General features: G+C 60.3%; 14 protein-coding genes. 6 read left to right on the top strand and 8 right to left on the bottom strand.

Annotated features, from left to right (window positions below; all coding sequences use genetic code 11):
* The first annotated feature begins 184 nt into the window (after positions 1 to 184).
* Positions 185 to 598 carry a hypothetical protein gene (locus AAFX91_RS11785; protein ID WP_394566553.1) on the top strand — a complete coding sequence of 138 codons (414 nt, stop codon included), beginning with the start codon at positions 185 to 187 and terminating at the stop codon, positions 596 to 598.
* A 146-nt stretch (positions 599 to 744) separates the two neighbouring features.
* Here the strand turns inward: AAFX91_RS11785 and AAFX91_RS11780 are convergent, their stop codons facing one another.
* From AAFX91_RS11780 to AAFX91_RS11770, 3 genes are all read right to left on the bottom strand, one after another.
* The gene (locus AAFX91_RS11780) at positions 745 to 1,770 is read right to left on the bottom strand and encodes a hypothetical protein (protein WP_394566552.1); all 1,026 of its coding nucleotides are present in this window, start codon (positions 1,768 to 1,770) and stop codon (positions 745 to 747) included.
* A 27-nt stretch (positions 1,771 to 1,797) separates the two neighbouring features.
* A complete protein-coding gene (locus AAFX91_RS11775; RefSeq protein WP_394566551.1) occupies positions 1,798 to 3,678 on the bottom strand; it encodes a hypothetical protein in 1,881 nt (626 codons plus the stop codon).
* 139 nt (positions 3,679 to 3,817) lie between these two features.
* Positions 3,818 to 5,209: a hypothetical protein gene (locus AAFX91_RS11770; protein ID WP_394566550.1), complete on the bottom strand. Its 1,392-nt coding sequence runs from the start codon at positions 5,207 to 5,209 to the stop codon at positions 3,818 to 3,820.
* A gap of 171 nt (positions 5,210 to 5,380) precedes the next feature.
* On the opposite strand from AAFX91_RS11770, the gene AAFX91_RS11765 reads away from it, so the two are divergent.
* Entirely contained in the window at positions 5,381 to 6,148 is a 768-nt protein-coding gene (locus AAFX91_RS11765; RefSeq protein ID WP_394566549.1) for an SDR family NAD(P)-dependent oxidoreductase, read from the top strand.
* A gap of 3 nt (positions 6,149 to 6,151) precedes the next feature.
* Positions 6,152 to 7,195, top strand: a complete 1,044-nt coding sequence (locus tag AAFX91_RS11760) for a hypothetical protein (RefSeq protein ID WP_394566548.1) — start codon at positions 6,152 to 6,154, stop codon at positions 7,193 to 7,195.
* A gap of 411 nt (positions 7,196 to 7,606) precedes the next feature.
* Here AAFX91_RS11760 and AAFX91_RS11755 read toward each other — a convergent pair whose 3' ends face one another.
* Positions 7,607 to 9,445: a DUF262 domain-containing protein gene (locus AAFX91_RS11755; protein WP_394566547.1), complete on the bottom strand. Its 1,839-nt coding sequence runs from the start codon at positions 9,443 to 9,445 to the stop codon at positions 7,607 to 7,609.
* A 237-nt stretch (positions 9,446 to 9,682) separates the two neighbouring features.
* On the opposite strand from AAFX91_RS11755, the gene AAFX91_RS11750 reads away from it, so the two are divergent.
* The 3 genes from AAFX91_RS11750 to AAFX91_RS11740 are packed head-to-tail and all read left to right on the top strand — an operon-like array spanning position 9,683 to position 13,732.
* On the top strand, positions 9,683 to 12,265 hold the full coding sequence (locus AAFX91_RS11750; RefSeq protein WP_394566546.1) for an SIR2 family protein: 2,583 nt from the start codon (positions 9,683 to 9,685) through the stop codon (positions 12,263 to 12,265).
* Positions 12,231 to 13,454: a hypothetical protein gene (locus tag AAFX91_RS11745; protein WP_394566545.1), complete on the top strand. Its 1,224-nt coding sequence runs from the start codon at positions 12,231 to 12,233 to the stop codon at positions 13,452 to 13,454. The genes AAFX91_RS11750 and AAFX91_RS11745 overlap by 35 nt, the downstream gene beginning before the upstream one ends.
* A complete protein-coding gene (locus AAFX91_RS11740; protein ID WP_394566544.1) occupies positions 13,430 to 13,732 on the top strand; it encodes a hypothetical protein in 303 nt (100 codons plus the stop codon). The genes AAFX91_RS11745 and AAFX91_RS11740 overlap by 25 nt, the downstream gene beginning before the upstream one ends.
* Positions 13,733 to 14,068: 336 nt before the next feature.
* Here AAFX91_RS11740 and AAFX91_RS11735 read toward each other — a convergent pair whose 3' ends face one another.
* From AAFX91_RS11735 to AAFX91_RS11720, 4 genes are all read right to left on the bottom strand, one after another.
* The gene (locus AAFX91_RS11735; protein ID WP_394566543.1) at positions 14,069 to 15,142 is read right to left on the bottom strand and encodes a relaxase/mobilization nuclease domain-containing protein; all 1,074 of its coding nucleotides are present in this window, start codon (positions 15,140 to 15,142) and stop codon (positions 14,069 to 14,071) included.
* Entirely contained in the window at positions 15,139 to 15,657 is a 519-nt protein-coding gene (locus AAFX91_RS11730) for a MobC family plasmid mobilization relaxosome protein (RefSeq protein ID WP_394566542.1), read from the bottom strand. Before AAFX91_RS11730 ends, AAFX91_RS11735 begins: the two co-directional genes overlap by 4 nt.
* A gap of 415 nt (positions 15,658 to 16,072) precedes the next feature.
* Positions 16,073 to 17,059, bottom strand: coding sequence for a ParB/RepB/Spo0J family partition protein (locus AAFX91_RS11725; RefSeq protein ID WP_394566541.1), 987 nt, complete (start codon positions 17,057 to 17,059; stop codon positions 16,073 to 16,075).
* A complete protein-coding gene (locus AAFX91_RS11720; RefSeq protein WP_394566540.1) occupies positions 17,037 to 17,879 on the bottom strand; it encodes a ParA family protein in 843 nt (280 codons plus the stop codon). The genes AAFX91_RS11725 and AAFX91_RS11720 overlap by 23 nt, the downstream gene beginning before the upstream one ends.
* Between the last annotated feature and the right edge of the window lie 163 nt (positions 17,880 to 18,042).

Raw genomic sequence — 18,042 nt, 5'->3', positions numbered from 1 at the left:
TCATCATGCGCTCCGTCTATCAAACGGAGCAGCCCCTTCCAACTAAGCACGTGGTCCCACAATCGGGGTCCATTTCAGACGGACGTTCCGATAGATCCATGAGCACCAAACGCAGTCTGACTGCTAGCGTGTTTGTAGTGAGCTTCTTCCTTGTGCTGTTCCAGAACCACGCCCAGGCGGGCGGATGGGCCACGGCCCGAACTTTGGCGGATATCATCCGTTTTACCGTCCTATTCCCGACAAGCCTCTCGATGGCCTGAAGCAGGGTGTTGACGACGCCGGCAAGGCTATCGAAAAAGCCGGGCCCGTGATTGCGCGTCCCTTCGAGCAGACCGCGCAGTCCATCAAGGACCCGTGGGGCTGGCAGAAGCGAACCGAGCGCTGGAAGAACGAAGGGTTGGCCGCGGCCGAGCAAGCCAAAAAGGACGCGCTTGATTTTGCCAACCGCGCGCTGGACGCAACGACCAAAGAGGTGCGCCTGGCCATCGGCTCGTTCACGCTGGTTTCCATGCTAGCGATTGCTACGTCATTCTTCCGGCGTTGCATGGCGGCCCGCGTTACCAAGCGCGCGCGTCTTGTCCATCCGTTGCACGCCTAAGTGCCTGTTCGCTCGTCCGGCAAACAAAGTGCCGGCCGAGCGACAGCGTGCTCGGGAGGCTACCGGCTGCGCCTATGCCGACATGGAGCTCTGCCCGCTTTGCGGGCGAGCGGCAGGTTCTCGATCAGGAATAACAGGCCGGGCAATTACGACCCCGGCTCCGGTATTTGGTCTGCTGAGCGGTTCGCCGCCTGACGCTCGGTCTCGATGAGCTCGCGGGAGGCCACCTTTGCAATGTCCCGGTCCCGGTAGTGTTTCGCAAAGTCCTCATCGCTGAGTTCGCCGTCACCATAATCGGCATAGTCGAGGTGCTGCCATCCGGCCGGCGTCAGCGTCATGCCATAGAGCGGGCCCACAAAGCCGGCGCGAGGAAGGATATAGGCGCGAACAAACGGGTTGGTCTCGAATCCCCGTTTGATGAACTGCGCGCCGGGCGTGTTTTCGATGAACCAGGGCTGAGAGCCAAAATAGCCGAACTGCTTTGCAATGATGGCGTTCAGGCGTTTCAGCGCCGCGAGCGCGTCCTCGCGCAACGATGTGTAGGTCTTGGGATCGAAGTGGATGGACCGGTTGCGAAGCTCGCCAAGGGCAAGGAATTCCGTATCGACATCCGGCACCAAGACATTCCAGTCCGCCAGGACGGAGACCGCGAAGGGCCAGTTGTCGAAAGAGTCCTTTCGGTAGACCTTGCGGTAATGCGCGGAGGATTTGAAGTCGTCGCGCAGGTCGAGAATAAGGTGGTTGAGAATCCGCTCGCCCAGCGCGCAAGCGGCGACGAGGGCGGGGTAGTAGGCACCCATAACAAACGCGCGCCGCGCCTGTTCATGAAACTGATTGTGATAGGCAAGGAGCGACATCGACTTCGCGCCGAGATCCCTCACGTTCTGGACGACGACCTCGATCTTTTCCGGCCCATATCGTTGTTTGAGCCGCTCGATCTGCTGCGCGCGGTTTTGCCGATGCGTCTCTTTGACATGTTCTTCCCAATGATCCTCGGGTTCGTCAAGGTTCAGGGGCGAGGAGTCAAAATCGAATGAAAACGGATGATAACGGCGGAAGCCGCGGTCCGCGAGTTCGGCGTGCGCAGGTTGATCGTAGAGGCCCTGCCCGGAATTGGCGATTGTTTTCCGCATGCGGCATCGTATTTCGGCAATGTATCGGGTTGCCAGCAAAATCGAGCTGGGCTGGTCAGCTGTAAATTAGGACGCCGCTGGTGGCCCCGGTAGGCCATCATCGAGATCCAGAAACGCGGTGTTGCCGCGCGAGGACAGGAACGAGATGATTTCTCTCACGCCCGCCACGGTGATAGGAGAAGCGCTCGCATTCCCCTGGATGAGGATGTTGCGGAGTGCCTGCTCCTGCGCCCCGAAAATCCAGGGCTGCAGGTCGGGATGGCGCACGAGCACCCGGACCGCTTCGACGATTTCATCGGTTTTACCTGGCAACCGTTCCGCGAGCTTGTCGAGCAGGCCAACGCCGTCATTGGGTGCGAAGCCGGCATGAAGGAGCAGCATCAACTGATCGAGCAACCAATCCGGGTCGATGCCCCAGGAAAACCAGATGCCGATGAGGCCGACCTCTTTCTTGAACGGCGCCTTGTCCGTGGCACTGGTAGCCAGCGCGAGGCGCCGGGCCCAGTACTGTTTTGCCCGTTCGCGAAGGGAATTGTCATCGCCGAGATGGCGCCCCACGAACCACATGGCCTCGCGCAATAGCGCGGTCGGCACGCGTTGCCAAAACTCTTGCAGTAGGTTTTCTGGCAAGCGGTTCCAAAGAAAAAGCGCGATGAGATAATCGACCAGCCGCTTTCGGCTGCCTTCGCCTCCATAGGCCTCGTCATCGCGTCCGGCCACGGCGACATGCTCGGAATAGAGGTTATGAAGGGCATCGGTTAGATCGGCGATCGGTTGCCGGTCATCTTCCAGATGGGCGATCCAGGCCGCCCGCCGGCCGGCCTGATCCGCTTTTGGAAACAGGAGCGGAATCCGCTCGCGTAACCAGGCTTCCCCGAAGTAATGCAGGGAGTTGAGGTGACGGCCGAGGATCGCACGGGCGGCGCGCCCAGCCTGTCCTTCACGGGCAAGCGCCGCTTCTAGCACGGCGCGCAGCTCGGCATCGTGTGCGAGCGCCTCGCGCGGCACCTTGCCGATGGGGCTTTCTTTGTCCTTACTGCTCCAGAAGAGAAAGCAAAGCGCAAGCTCAAGATGCGCGCCGATCTGCGTGCGGCGGGCTGCAAAATAGGGACGCTCGGCAAGGTGAGGAAACTCTTCTTCGCTGGGATCCGGCGCGGTTGGCACGACGCTGGTCAGTGCAAGAACAAGAGTCCGGACGCGCTCATAATAAGTGAACGCGATCCCTTGCGCGCCTTGCGCGAGCGATGCCGCGAGCCACTCGACCATGGCTATTCGGGCCCATGACCAATCCGGGTCATCGCCGGCGATCGTCGTCGCCTCGGACGTGCCCTTCGCCGATTGCTCCAATACCGTCTCGGCCAAGGCAAGGCATGGCCCCCAGGCAATGGAGGCGCCCTGGCCGGTCGCGCGGATCAGCCCGTCGAAGAAGTGGCGGATGAACAAGGGCCGCAACGTCGCGAAGGCTTCGGCCGCGCCCGAGAACAGTCCGGGCTTGAGGACGACGGCTTCGCGAAGTTCACCGGCCAACGCGCTGGCCGTGCTATTTTGCTCGGTGACGCTGGGCTGCCAGGATTCGAGAAACGATGCAGTGGCCGCGGGGGCTTGCTCAAGCATCGCCTTCTGGCTGAGCGGGCTTTCGGGCCACCTTGAGAACCGCTGCCGCCAAGCGTCCGGATCGCCAAATTCAGCGGCGGTTTTCTCGACCGCCGCGAGCCTGTCGGCAGGGAGTGCCTCGCGCCACTGCCAGACGGCATCGCGAACCGTTTCTTCCCGATAGCGTCGCTCGTCGTCCACACCGGCTTTGCGGCCCTCCTGCCGCTCGAACCAGCTGTGAAAGGAGCCAATATGGGTTTCCGCGATGGAATCGATATGCGCGAGAATCTTTTTCTGTTCCAGATCGGAGGAAACCAGGCGCGCGCCAAGGCGGCATATTCCTCGCGGCACCATTCTTGGTCGACGAGCGAAAGATCCGTTAATTCCGCCGCTGCTAGATCGGGTGCCGAGGATGGTGAGATGGCCAGCAAGTGAAGCCGCATGCGCCTGAAGATGCGGGCCTGATAGGGCGCCAAGTGATCGAGGACGGCTTTCAGATCCTCTGGATGTGCGCGAACGGCTTCGGCGGCCACCCGCACGACGGCCATGACCTGGGTGCCGAGGAAATCATGGCCGTGAGCGTCATCGCCTTCGAACGAGCCTGCCAGTAGTAGCTGTAATCGGCTTCATCCCGCTGGCTCAGCCGATTGTCGGCGCGAGAGGACTCCATGAGCAAATCACATAGGCCGGGAAGCGCCTCAAGCGGCTTGGCTGCGGACAAGGCTTTGACGGTCTCGTTGAGGTAGTGCTCGTACATAGTGGCATCGAAATGCCCGCCGAGCTGCCCGTTGCGATCAAAGAACTGAAAGACGAGGCGGGCCACGCGGACAGCGGGAGCGACGAAACCGGCGGCTGCCCATTTGGCGATGATGCTATGTGGGGCGGCCGTGAAGAGATCCGTTGCGGGCGTGATCCAGCCCCCGAGGACATCAACCAGCGAAGCTCCCTCGGCCACAGGCAGAGCTTCGATCACTTCCATGCCGAGGCGTTGAACATCGGCATGCTGGGATGAGGAGAGCGCCCGGATGGCTTGCGCGACCTGCATGCGGGCCGCGTCGTCCTCCGAGCAGGCCATTCGCCTCAAATACCGGCCGACCGGCCAGCTCCAAAGCCGCAGGGTGCTGCCGCCTTCAAGATTAGGGAGAGGTTCGGCAAGGAGGCCCTCGGACGCAAGGTGCGGAAGCCAAGCTGGCGAGGATAGATTGTCGTAGAAATACGTCTGAAGCTGGAGCGCGCCCGGGATCTCGTTGACGAAGAGGCGAACGCCCTGCGACGGCGGCTCGGCGGCGATCTCCTTCACGCGGCGCATCAACGCGGCGTAGCGCCCCTGCAGTTGAACCATGAGCGCGCGGATCACCGTCTCGAAAGGCCGGACGAACTCCGCCTTGAAGGTTTCGTCGACGGGCAGGTTGGCGTGGAAGGACCGTTCGTGCACGCGCCCGTAGGTTTGATTGAGCTTGATCCAGAGCCTTGCGATATCGCCGTCGGGCGCGAGACCCAGCCGCGTGACGATATGCTGGATTTGCTTTGCGTGACTGAAGCTCGGCTTCAGCGCTTTTTCGGCGCGTTGCAAGGCCGATTCATCAAAACCCAATTCCTTGAGCTTCGTTCGTGCCTCACCGCGCCGCTTCACTTCATCGGCATTGTCGGACGCCCGCGCTTCCATGGGTGTCACGAGAACGGAGCGAACTAGGGAATCGAGCTCGCGCAAGGCATGCCCCGCCAGAGGGCGCGAGACGATCAGCGGCAGCGAGCCGCTGGCGAGGCGGCAAAAGTCGATATACCGGTACGCGACGGCCGTCCCGAGCAATTGGTCTATGAGACGGTTCGTGTCCGCCTGTTCGGGGGACAAAAACGATGTATCGGGAGGGGTATCGACGGTCATTGCGGGTCGGTTTTCACGTCCAAGGGTAACACATATTGAGGCGAGACGCGGAACCGAAGCACAAGCCTTTCCCGGCGACTCTGCTTGAAGCCGAGATGGTCCATTCGACGACGCGTATGTGCGGCCTTATATTTGGTCGCTCGGCAAGCTTAAGCAATGCAGGGAGTGAACATGGCAAAGGTCTTTATCACCGGGAGCAGCGACGGGCTCGGCCAGGCCGCGGCGCGGTCACTTCTCGGCATGGGCCACGAGGTTGTCCTGCATGCGCGGTCGACGGCACGGGCGGCCACGATGGGTGACTTTGGCGCACGCTCCGCCGGCGTCGTCACCGGCGACCTAAGCAGCGCCGACGAGGTCAAGCAGATCGCGGGCCAAGTGAACGCGATCGGGCGCATGGATGCGATCATTCACAACGCGGGGGTCTATACGCAGCGGAGCCGCGGAACGACCCCGGAGGGTCACGCGAACACTTTTGCGATCAACACGCTCGCGCCTTTCATGCTGACGGCGCTGATCGAGCGCCCGGCTCGCCTTGTGTATCTGAGTAGCGGCCTCCACCGCGGCGGAGAAGGTTCCCTGGACGATCTGGATTGGACGAAGCGAGCCTGGGATTCCTCCAAGGCCTATGCCGAGAGCAAGCTGCACGTGGTCGCCTTGGCGTTTGCGCTGGCGCGGCGCTGCCCCAAGGTCCTGAGCAACGCGGTCGACCCTGGATGGGTGCGGACGAAAATGGGCGGCCCGGCGGCCCCTCTGGACCTTGAAACTGGGCAGCGGACCCAAAGCTGGCTTGCGATCAGCGATGAGCCGGCCGCGCTGACAGGCGGAGGCTATTGGCACCATCTTCGGCAGCAACAGCCGGCGAGCGAGGCCTCCAATCCACGGTTTCAGGATAAACTGCTGGATCAATTGACGGGTTTTACGGGCATCGGTCTCCCTTGATCGATGCTCACCGCCGAACGTTCCTTCGCGATCTTTTATCGCTTATTGTCACACCGGACCGCAAACAACTCCCACGCCATGGCCCTCGACCTAATCACGCCTGTCACGTCTGACGACCGGCTGCATCCCAACTTCCTTCGGACGCTTGATGCCGGTGCGTCCGGCGTACGCGCCGTGCTGCAAGGTTGGGCGGACGGGTTCGTCGACCGCGACGGAAAGTTCGTTCATGAATTCCAGACGACGTACAATTCCGGGTTCTGGGAGCTTTATCTCTTTGCCGTACTCAAAGAGCTCGGAATTGACGTGGATTTCTCCCATGCCGCTCCGGATTTCGTAGCGCGGGATCTGCCCCTTGTCATTGAGGCGACGATTGCGAGCCATGCGCATGACGACGTGCCGGAGTGGGAAAAGACCCTGGCAGGCATCACCCATGACCAGTTGGGCCCCGCATATGTTCAATCCATCATCCGTTTGTCGAACGCGCTCCTCGGCAAATCGAAGCGCTATGACAGTTATTCGGCCAAGCCTTTCATGGCAGGACGCTCTTACATCATCGCCATTTCGAACTACGGCACACAGGATTTTTATATGCTGGGTGACGTGGCCATGCAGCGGCTGCTCTACGACCAGTATGAGGAGAAACAGGTCCTGAAAAGCAATGGCGCGCCGGTCGCGGTGGGACTATTCCGGTCGGATGCCTTCAAGCATATCAGCGGCATCCTGTATTCGACGACGGCGACGTTTGGCAAAGCGCGGGCTCTCGGCAACGATGAAGGGGACTTCGTCTTTCAAGCCGTGCGCATTCGCAACAATCTCGAGCCGGTCCGGATCATTGCTCAAAAGAAGGACTACAAGGAGAGTTTGATCGACGGGCTTCGCCTATTTACGAACCCATTTGCCGAGCATCCCGTTGACCTCAACTGGTTCGATGATCCAGGCGTTCGCATTTTTGCCGCCGAGAAGGATGGCGGGCTGAGCATCTCATGCCACCCCGACGGTGACCTTTATGCAAGGCAGGTGCATAATCTCATCCGCCGAAGCCGCTAGGGCTGAGATGCACGACGGCGATAGTGCCCGAATGCTTATAAGACTTTTGTTTAGGGAATGCCTGACGGGGCTCGATAGATTGAGCGTGCCCTCCGAGGGAGAGCACTCGCGTGTCTCTGTCGCAAGCGCGCCCTGGCTGGCTATCACGGGTTCGGCAACGGCCGGGGTCGATACGTGCCCTGGCCTACCGGAGGCTCGACGACAACACCCTGTTGCGTGGCACGACCTTAAGGGATTGCCGACACTCATACCGTTCTCGGCATATCCAAAGGCAAGCCGTGCGAGCTGCAAGTTGGCGCCGGTCGTGACATTGTCAAAGTGACTCACATTCTGCAGGAGCCGGAATGTATGAAGGATGGCAAAAACTAGAAAAACAGGTAATGCGCGCGTGAGAAAAATAGGCAGGCCCGGCTAATTGGGCGGATTGGCTGCGTCGGTCAGCCGCGCAGCATTCCAGACTTCTTCCGCAAGGCGCGTGACCACAGCCTGCCGTTGTTCGAGGTCGATCTTTTTCAGTTCATCGTAAGGCCTGAAGGGAATACCCCATTCCTCAATCAGCCGGCGAAGTCCGGGATTTCGTTCATAGGCCTTCTCATGGAAGGTCTGGGCCAGGACATTTTGCTGCAGGTAATGCTCGCGCTTTTCCGGATAGGGAAGATCGCCATAGCTGCGGTTGAAGCTCCGCGGCAGCAACAACAGATCCCCGAGCCGGTTGCGATATTCCTGGAAATCCTCTTCCGCCGGGAACATGTCCACGTATGGCGCGTGCTGGTCTGGAATCACGTGCTCGATATCGTACCCTTGCGCTCCGGTGCTCGTCAGGTACGCAACAAGGCTGCTGCTCACGCCGACCTTCTGATCGATCCAGAACGTCAATCGCGCAAGGAAGCGGCGAACCGTTTTCTTGTTGGCGCTCCACAGCCCGAATCGCGTGTTGTAGGAGAATGGCGGCGCGTCGGCGTCCAATCGCTTCTTGAGAAGGTCGGCCATTTCGGGAGCCGAACAATCGCGTATTTCTTTCATCGCAAGAAACATCGCGTACTGCATGGTGTTGTAGTCGATCGATTTCCCGTTCCACTGGCGGCGGGCGATGAGAATGTCGACAAAGGAGGCCACGACCATCGCCTTTCGCCACGCGACGTCATCGCTATCTCCCGTTTGAATCGGAGCCAGCATGAGCGGGTACTGCATGGTGAAGTTGGCAAGGGCGTTGCAATAGATCGCCTCGCGCCCGACCGTCAGCGTAAGGGCTGCCTCGCGCAGCTTGAGGTACCAGCCCGTGTAGAAATCAAAGTTGCGCTCGACAAACCGCGCGAATTTGCTCTGGTCGGTCAAGCCGAGGCGCGCGCCGTTGTCGCGAACCCAGCGATGAAACTCCGTGCCGATGCGATCGAAATCCTCCGGCTGGGCTCCCGCTTGCCGTTCGCGGATCTTGTCCGCGAACTTGGCGCGGAGCCAGCTCTTGATGGCGTCGGCATCCTCCTCCTTGTCGATCTTCAACAGCTGGTCAATCCTGCCCTTCCACAAGGCATTGAGCTTGACCTTGACGCTCTCACTCCCGGCGTTGGCCAGAAGATGGCTCTTGAGCATGTCGGTTGGCGATAGCGGCAGTCCGCGATCGTTCATCGTCTCGAAGATCGCGTAACCGTCGTCATCCGAGGGCGATTTGATCTCGACGAGGTAAACCTGCTCGATCAGCCAGTCGGCGAACATCGCGCGCGCGGGCCCTTTGATCTCTTCAGGCATCGCCTCATCGATATCGTCATAGCGGTCAAGAATGTTTCTCACGCTTTCCGGCGCGCCATCCCGGTTATAGGGCTCTTGCCGGTAAAGCGCGTCGATCGCGGCGGTACGTTCCGGAACATCGAGATTGTAAGAATTGGCGCCGTACTGCCGGGTGAAGATCAAATCCGCGATCTGCTTGCGATCCTCTTCCAGCGTCAACCCATGATGCAGCCAGATCAGAAGGATCGAAAGCGAGGTCAGGCGTTGCTGGCCATCGATGACGCTCGTGCCCCCGCCTTCGCCGCTGACTATAATGGGTCCAAGAAAATAGGAGGGATACTTCGCGACCTCGGCGCGTCCGTGCGAGGGCTGCCACTTAGCCAGGAAGCGCACCGTCAGGTCGCTGATCAGCTCGCCGATTTCTTTCGTTCGCCAGCGGTATTCACGTTGGAAATAATCGATGGTGTACTTCTTTCCTCCGAGCAGCTCCCGAACATTCCTGGCCTTGGCGTCAATTGCAGTCATCGTATCCCTCCGTCCCGATCTGACGGTATCGTCAGGTTGCGGGAAGGGACACCCTATGCAGTGGGTTGTGCACGTGTAAGGGGGCAATTTGCTCACTCACCGCGCCGCCCACGCCCGTCGCCGTGCCGCGTTGCGGTGAATAGTCATTAAATGTCAGTGACTTGGTAGTTATTTCTCGCAGCCTCCGCTTCGGCGGGGAGAATTGGGGAAGAGTGAATTTCGTACTTGTTCTGTTCCATGGATTCCGCGATCCTCCGAGCTATGCCCCACTCCGCCAGCGTCAACCGCATTTGCTCGCTCTTGAAGCCTGACAACGACGCACGCCCGACTTTCCTCTTCGGCGCCGGTGCGTCTTTCTCATCGGGCGTTCCCTTGGCCGCCGAAAGCGTGCGGCGCCTCGCCAAGCAGGCCTATGCCGACTTCGTCCTCGCCGGCAAAACGTATCCCGATCAGATCAAACCGTCGGAATGGACGGCGTGGCTCCAGCGTCAAAGCTGGTTCATTCACGGCGAGGACAAGCTTGCCGAGAATTTTCCGCTCGTCGTTGAGCACCTCCTCAAACCCGAAGCCTACCGGCAACGCTCGCTTCTCGACCTGATGGCGCTGCGTCGGGAGGTCGGCGAAGGTTATCGGGCCGTTGCCGAGCTCGTTTTGCGCGGGCTCGCGGGAACGATCCTGACGACAAACTTCGATGTGTGCCTTCCGAAGGCGCTGAATGACAAGCAGCCCCACATCCGTCATGTCGCCGAGGTCAATCGCGGCCCGCAAGATTTCAATGAGTTTGGCCTCTTTGCTCGCGCGCAGATCGTGTGGCTGCACGGCAAGGCGGAACAATACACCGACCGAAACCTCATCAGCGAAACGCAAAAGCTCGATCCCGAACTGATCCAGCGCCTCGCACCCCTTCTCGAGGCCCCGCCGCTTGTCGTGGTCGGCTATCGTGGCGCCGAGCCTTCGATCATGAGTTCGCTCCTTGGGGAGGAGACGGGCATCAAATTCCGGCACGGGGTCTATTGGTGCAACAAGCAGGGCGATACACCCCATCCGCAGGTCGATGCGCTGGCACGGCGTCTGGGCAGTAATTTCCAGTACCTCGAGATTGACAGCTTCGATGCATTGTTTCGCGATCTCAACCATGAGCTCGCGGGTGTTCAGCGCTTTGCCCCGCCTCCTTCACCCGAAGAGCTCAAGCAGTTCGACGACCAGATCGTGTCCGGGGCAACGTTGGCCGATGTCGATGTCGATCTCGCCTTAACGACGCTCAAACGTTACAGCGCGAAGCTGGAGCGCGGCGCTATTGACTCGCAGCAGCTCAAGCCGCTGATGCGGGAGCTCGGCCTCCTGGTGAACGACGGGGGCACCGAGCGCCCGACCGTCGGCTGCATGCTTCTGTTTGGCCGCGATCCCGGCCGCTTTTTCCCGCACAGCATCATCGCGGGCACGGTCAATGAAAAGAAGCGCAAGCTTTTCGGCGGAAATTTGATCAGCCAGCACATGGCCGTACTGGACTGGTTCGAGGAAGAAAAGATCAACCCGCAGATCAAGGTCAAGGGCCGCCGCCAGCACGAGAGCCGTTCCGCCTATCCCGACCGCGCCCTTGTCGAACTCTTGGTCAACATGATCGTACATCGCGACTATTCGGTGCTGCAACCATCGCTCATCAATGTCGTGCCGCAGCAGTTCGTGCGGTTTTCGAATCCCGGCGCCCCTTCCGCCGCAGCCTCGCGGCGTTTGACGCTCGGGCCCGACGGAGCCTTCGAGCCGGTTCCGCAATTCAGCGATCTTAGAAACCGCGCGCTGTGCGACGTATTCTTCGGCATCAGTGCGATGGAACGGGCCGGCACGGGCCTCACGGATACGCGCGAGCTTGCCGAAGGCTTCGGCGGCGCGGCGACTTTCGCGTACCCGCCTGGCATGGATAGCTTCACGGCTGAATTGTTTCGTCTGCGACCATCCGCCGGATCCGAGATTGTCGCGCGCGACAACCGCCCCGTGGGCACCTATGTGCTCAACCTCTTGTCGTTCGCGTCCATACCCGCCGGTCTCACCCACATCAAACTGACAGCTCGCCGCTGGGACGAACTCGGAGAAAAAGAACCTTTGAGTGAAGCGGGCGAGTTCGTGTTCGAGTGGCGAACGGGCGATCTCTGGACCTTCGCGCCCGAAGTGCTCGTGAACACGCTGTTCGCCCCCGTCGCTGATGGGCGGGCAAGGACGATTTCTCTCGAAGAAGTCGACAAGGATCCGGTGCTGCAAGCCAAGTTCTCGTGGCTATGCCGGATTCATTTCGAAGCCTACCTGAAGCGCTTCGAGCCGAGGGGGCTGATCATCGAGAAGAACAAGAAAGGATACCCAGCCAAGCGCGCCTACTTCACGGCGCTCAAGGGAAACAATCGCCCAATTATTTACGACACCCCTCTTCGCAAGAACGTTCGCCGCGATGTCGTCAAGCGGCGCGGCGAGGGCCAGAAAACCTGGTTCGAATGCGAAGGCTTCGGGTACGAGGTGGTTCGTCAGGCCGATATCTGGGGAATCCGGATCAAGCCCTTCTACATGTTCGCCAAGCGCGACGGTGTTTCCCCGTTGCCGGGTTATATGCGCACCAGCAAGGCAACACGGCGGATCAAGTTCGACCGCAATGCTAATGTCGAAAGCGATCTCGCGTTCTGGGCGCGGTTTCTTGCCGAGGGAGGGTCCACCATCAACATTGGCAATGCACTGGTCGGTGATCTCCTGCTCGAGGGCAGTTTCGTAAGCGTTGATGTTCAGGAAGGAGGTTTGATCGATGGCTCTTCCGCTGAAGATCGACGCACTGCCTGAGCCCGAGCTTGAGTTCGCCAACGCATCGCGTGACATCGATCCGCGCCGGGCGCTGGCGAAACACGGGCCGATTGACGACCGCGGCTTGAGGACGATCAGGCTGGGCCTTATCGGCCTGCCGGAGGACATTGAAGCGGCGAAGGGCTGGCTGCAACGCCTGTCCCAATTCGCGCCAGCCTCCGAAGGCAACTCGAACCGTTTCCGGGATTGGCCGGGCCTTGAGAAGGCGCTGCACTCCCGCTTTGTCACCGACAACGCATGGATTAGGCCAATCGAGCCTGGGCATTACTCCTCGCTCTTCAAAGACGCGGTGTCAGGCCGGACATTCGAGGAATTGGTCGAACTGTTCGATGGCCGCATCAGCAGTCTTTACGGTGACGATGCTCCCGACTGCATCCTCGTCTGCATCAAGCCCGAACTCGGCGATCTGCGCGTTGCCAATCCGGGGTTGACCCCCGAGGAGCGCAAGGCGTTGGAAGTCCTTCGCGCGGAAGAGGAAAGCGACCAGCTGGCGCTATTTCAACCATCGCCGGAGGAGCTGAAACAAGCGGAAGCGCTTTACACGATGGCGGATGACTTGCTTTTCCGTACATTCTACCGCGCGCTGAAAGCGCGGGCGATGACGCATGACGAAGCGGTCCCTATCCAGATTTTGCGGCGCGACACCATCGATCGCCCCGATGACAAGGGCCAGAGCTTCGCGACCCGCTTTTGGAATATGGCAACCTCGACCTATTACAAGGCCAAGGGCGTGCCGTGGCGTCCCACGGATCTTCCAAAGAATGTGTGCTTTGTCGGCATCTCGTTTCATCACATGAAGAAACGCAGCGGTCATCTGGTCTATGCCAGTGTCGCCCAGGCCTATTCCACCGATGTGCAACCGTTTGCGCTCAAGGGCGCAAGTATCGACTACGACCAGCGCCGCGATCGCCTTCCTTATCTCAACGAAGGTCAGGCCAAGAGCTTGCTCGATGACGTCCTTCAGCAATATTCCGATCGTGCCGGTGTCACGCCGGACAGGATCGTCATTCATAAGACGTCGAGCTACCAGCCCGAAGAGCTCAAGGGCTTTGCGGCGGCAGCCAAGGACCGCGTTGCTTCGGTCGATTACATCTGGATGCGGGCGACCGCATTCCGGATGGTTCGAAAGGGACTGGAAGAGCCGTGCGTGGAACACTGTGCCGGCTGAAGGACCAATCCTATTTCTTCACGGGAAGGTACATTCCCTGGTGGAATGAATATCCCGGCATGCACATTCCAGCGCCCCTCGAAGTCGGAAGCGCGCTCCCGACGGACATGAAGCTGAGGTCCAAGGAGATTCTGACACTGACCAAAATGAACTGGAACTCAAGCGACGGCATTTCGAGGTTGCCGATCACGTTGCTCTTTGCGCGGCGGGTCGGGGAACTCATGACCGAGCTTTCGGACAACGCGACGCCGAAGGCATCCTATCGTTTCTATATCTAGACGGTTCGCCAGTTTAGAGCGGTTGTACTGAAGAGCTCATTCGCCATTTGAGCTGCTGCGGTTTCGTGCCCTTATCTTCAGCGTGTCAATGTGAAGGTCGGGCTCATCCATATCGCGGGGCTTGATGATCGGAGGCTTGGGATCGCGGCTGTCCGGTCCGCTGCCGCCGGCTTTCGCCTCATCTCCTCGTCCGGCCCTTAGCGAAAAAACCCCGTAGAGCCCGGATACGCGCCCAAGCTCCGCTTGAGGTCGTAAACATCCTCGACAATTAAGGTGAATAACGCCGCTCGCGATGGCCGCAGAGACCATATCTAGCTCGAGAATATCTGGCCCAACCTATCGGGTCTGCTCCTGGCCTCGTGTTTTCTCTCGCCCCTGTTCATCGACGCCCTGCTCCGGGCCGCGGCGCCGAGTATCAGCAAACTCCGAAAGTTCGTTCTTCAGCGCATGCCGGAGAGTTTCGACAGCCGGCATGTCGTTGACGAATTGCCGGATCTGTCGCGCTAGCGCGTGATCTGCTGCCACTCTGGAACGCTGTAGCTCGGCGGCATAGTCGAGATAACGCCGCCGGATCGATTCCTGACGTGTCTTAATCTGTTCGTCCCAAAGGGGTTTGGCGGTCTTGCCGCCTCTCACCTCCGAAAGCACCTCCTTACGAGCGAGCCGATCGACATCGGGCGTGATGTTTCGCTTGCGCAAAGCGAGGACCGCCCCACGATCGGCCTTTCGAACTCGTCCGCGGGTTCGCCGCGGCGTTGCCTCTGCCGCGATCCCGCGTAGCCGAAGTTCGCCAGCAAACCGTTCTCGCCAAACCTGAAGATCCGCCTTGCGAGGATTGAGGCGCTTGCCGTCATGCCCCAGGGACCGAACGGTCAAGTGCACGTGGGGATGTTTGTCGTCGAGGTGCTGAACGAAGACGTAGTCGTGGTTGTGGCCGAACGTTTCGATGGCAAATGCCCGGGCTGAATCCTTGACCGCAATGGCATCGGTGCCAGCCGGCATCGACAGAATGACGTTGATCGAAAGCGATCCATCACGGCGGCGCTTGTCGTCGAGACCGGCATCATCCTCCCAGCGTTGCTGCAGATCTTTCAATCCAGAACGACCGACCAGCGTCGCGCCCTGCTCTGTTTCCGCATCGAGCTCGCCGTTTCGCGTGATGTAGGCAAGGTGCGACTTGAGATGCGCCACGCTCTTGGTGCGACCGGTGATCTTGACCATCACCTCCGGTGCTCGGGGCACGATGCGTTCGAGCTTTGCGCGCATCGCCGGCGTAAGGCGGCCCGGAGCGGCAGGATCTGGGATATCCCACTCGGCCCGCCGGGGACGCCGATTGGGCGTCTCCCAGACATACGAGATCGGCGGGAGTTCGGAGGCGAGGTCGGTCGGCCGCGGCGGGCGCCGGCTCATCGCCGCCCATCCCAATAATCCGCGTTGCCGTGCAGCGCACTACGTAGACGCGTGAGCTCTGTTTCAATGACCACTTTGGCTTCTTGAATTGCGGATAGATCGGGCTCAACCGCCCTGCCCTGCAGCACGCTGGTGTTTGCGGCACGCGCGATCTGGTTGATGTTGCCCCCGATCCGGTTGAGCTCGCGAATGATCGCGCGGAGCGCTTCATGCTCGGACGAGGAATGCTGCACCGGCGCCCCCAATCGCGAGCGCACCAGCGCAACGATCCAGCCGGTTCGGGTCATGCCACGCTGATGCGAGACTTCCGCGAGCTGCCTCATCTCGCTCTCGCGAAACCGCACCGTCACCTTTTCCGGCCGCCCGACCGGCATCGCCAAGATGCGCGGCGATGGCGCAGCCAGTGCATCAGCAATGAGACGCCGCAGCAGCGCGGACTTACCGCCCTGGGTAGCTGCAAAAGCTGAGAACTCCGCCGCGACTTCGTCGGAGACGCGAAGCGAGATCAGAGCCATGCACTCCAATCCCGATCGCCATGTAATACATCGCTGGCGCGAAGCCTATCCTGCACTAGAAAGCAGAAAAACCTACCCCTCCGTGTTGGTTCAAACCAATACTCTTTGTGTTTAGGGCTCGCCACAAAGCGATCGACAGGCCCTGGCTTCTCTACCGACGTCTGCTCGCGGCGCGCCTTTGGCGCAGCAACCATCGCGAACACCGATCCGCCGGCAACCGAGGAAGCGAAGACACTAACTAACATCGGCGATGTGGGCCGCGACGTTCCAGCAGCCTGCGGCCTCACTACAGCGCTATGGGGAGCGCGTTCGGCCTTCGGCTGCTGCGCTAACGCGCCATCCTTCGGATGGGAAAGTCGCTCCGACGGCATACGCCGATAGTCTGTTTCCGCCGCTGCGAAAGTGTCGAACGAGTTCATCTCGAGAGGATCTCCTCGATCGTGAGTGCCGACGCTGGAACTTCTTCTGCGTGGTCCGCACCATCGACCAACACCAAAGCGTGACGGGAGCCCTGCGTCGCGAGCCGATCGACAACAAGCTGCCCGACCCGGTTCTGGTACCGAACCCTGATTGCCAGCGACGCTGCCAACCTCGATTGTGAAACGACGCGAGTTTTTGGCGCTTGATCCTCGGTTGCTGTTTCTTGGTCTTTCGCAGCGGCGCGCGGAAGCACGGCTTCCGGGAGGGGAGCAGATTTTCCGGAGCTGGGAGGTCCAGCAGACATTTCGCTCTGAGCATTGGGGTGGCCGGCCTTGGCACGCACGTCCCGGGCCAGCTGCCGAGCCTGCGCGTCGGTGAAACTGTCCTGCGTCGCGCAAAGCTGTTCGATCTCGTCTGGATGCGTGCGCCAGGCTAGGTAGAGCTCATAAAGAGCACGGATCGAACTGCCTTCAAGACGCGCCCGAAGGAATTCCGGCATGCCTTGAACCGACGCGTAACGCGACACCCAGTCTCTTGGTTTCCCTAGCTTGCGCGAGATATCCGCTTGGGTATCGCCGGCGTCCAATCGGTCTGCGATGAAGCTCGCGATCTCAGGCGCGCGCAAATCATCGCGCTGGATATTCTCGATCATCTGCGCATATCGGTCTGGCAAACCGACGTCCTGAACGAATGCGGGCATTTCACGCAGCCCCGCGCGATGTGCAGCGCGGTATCGGCGCGCGCCCATGGCGATGACGTAGCGCCCATCCTCATTAGAACGGCGAAGCACGATGGGTTGCAGCACGCCATGTTCGCCAATCGACTGCGAGAGCTCCTCCAACTCCTGTTCGCTGAAGTTGCGGCGTGGTTGATCGGGGTCTTCATCAATGCAGTCGATCGCGACCAAGAGCGGCCGTCCGGTTGCTGGATTAGGGTTTGCGGCGGCGTCGACGAGTTCCTTAAAACTGAGATCGAGCGTCATTTGCCGTCTCCTGATCGAGCCGTTCTGCGATCTTGGCGAGAACCGCGCGGATTTCCCGACCCGCTTCTTGCGCCGAGCGGCGCTTCAAGCTCCACACCGGCACCCGCTCAGCCACGGCTTCGGCATAGCCGTCCCGTGCAACGATTTGGCCTGGGAACACGTACTTGCCCGCTTCGCGCAACAACTGCTCCAAGTGCGTTCGTTGACGAGGCGACTTTGTGTTAAAGTTCGAAGGCAGTAGGCCAAGAAATCTCGTGTCCTGGCGACCGTACCGTCGTTGAACTCCAATCACGGTCTGCATCAGGCCTTTGACGCCTTTCACGGAATAATCTTCGAGGTAAATCGGCGCCAGCACATGCGAGGCGGCGACCAGGCAAGCGACGCTGCGAAGGCCAAGCGATGGCGGCGTGTCGATCACGCAAACATCGAACCGTTCGGCGGCATCGGCGAGATTCTGCTGCAGGGTCGTGACGGCCGCAGCATTGCCGCGATCGATGTCCGTCAAGGAGCTGTCGGCCGGCGCCAGCGTGATGCCGTTGTTTTCGCCAGCGACAAACCGGGTCGCCGGCTTGAAGAGATCGGCCGCCGAAGTCGACCCGATATGCTGCTTGAGCGTGTCGGTCGCGTTGCCCTGCGCATCGACGTCGATCATCAGAACCCGGCGGCCAGCTTCCGCCATGAACCAGGCCAGATGCACAGCGAGCGTCGTCTTACCGACGCCCCCTTTTTGATTGTTGATAACAATCGTGTTCATCGGTGACCATGTTCTTCCGAACCGTGCTGCGCCTGCTGGCACGATCTCGACGAAACCGGCCTTCATCCCCGGTGTTGGTTTGAACCAACACCCTCTACGGACCGGCGCCTTCCGGATAATCTTCAAAGACCGGCGCGAAATCCCCTGCCAAAAGAGTCAGGTCGGCCAACCAAAGAAAGAAGGCGTTCCGGATGGGTGCCCAGTCCTCATCGGTCGACAGGCAGCTGAC

Origin of the sequence: Bradyrhizobium sp. 31Argb (assembly GCF_043638955.1) — a bacterium.
GTDB lineage: Bacteria > Pseudomonadota > Alphaproteobacteria > Rhizobiales > Xanthobacteraceae > Bradyrhizobium.
This window is presented reverse-complemented; position numbering and strand designations above follow the sequence as displayed.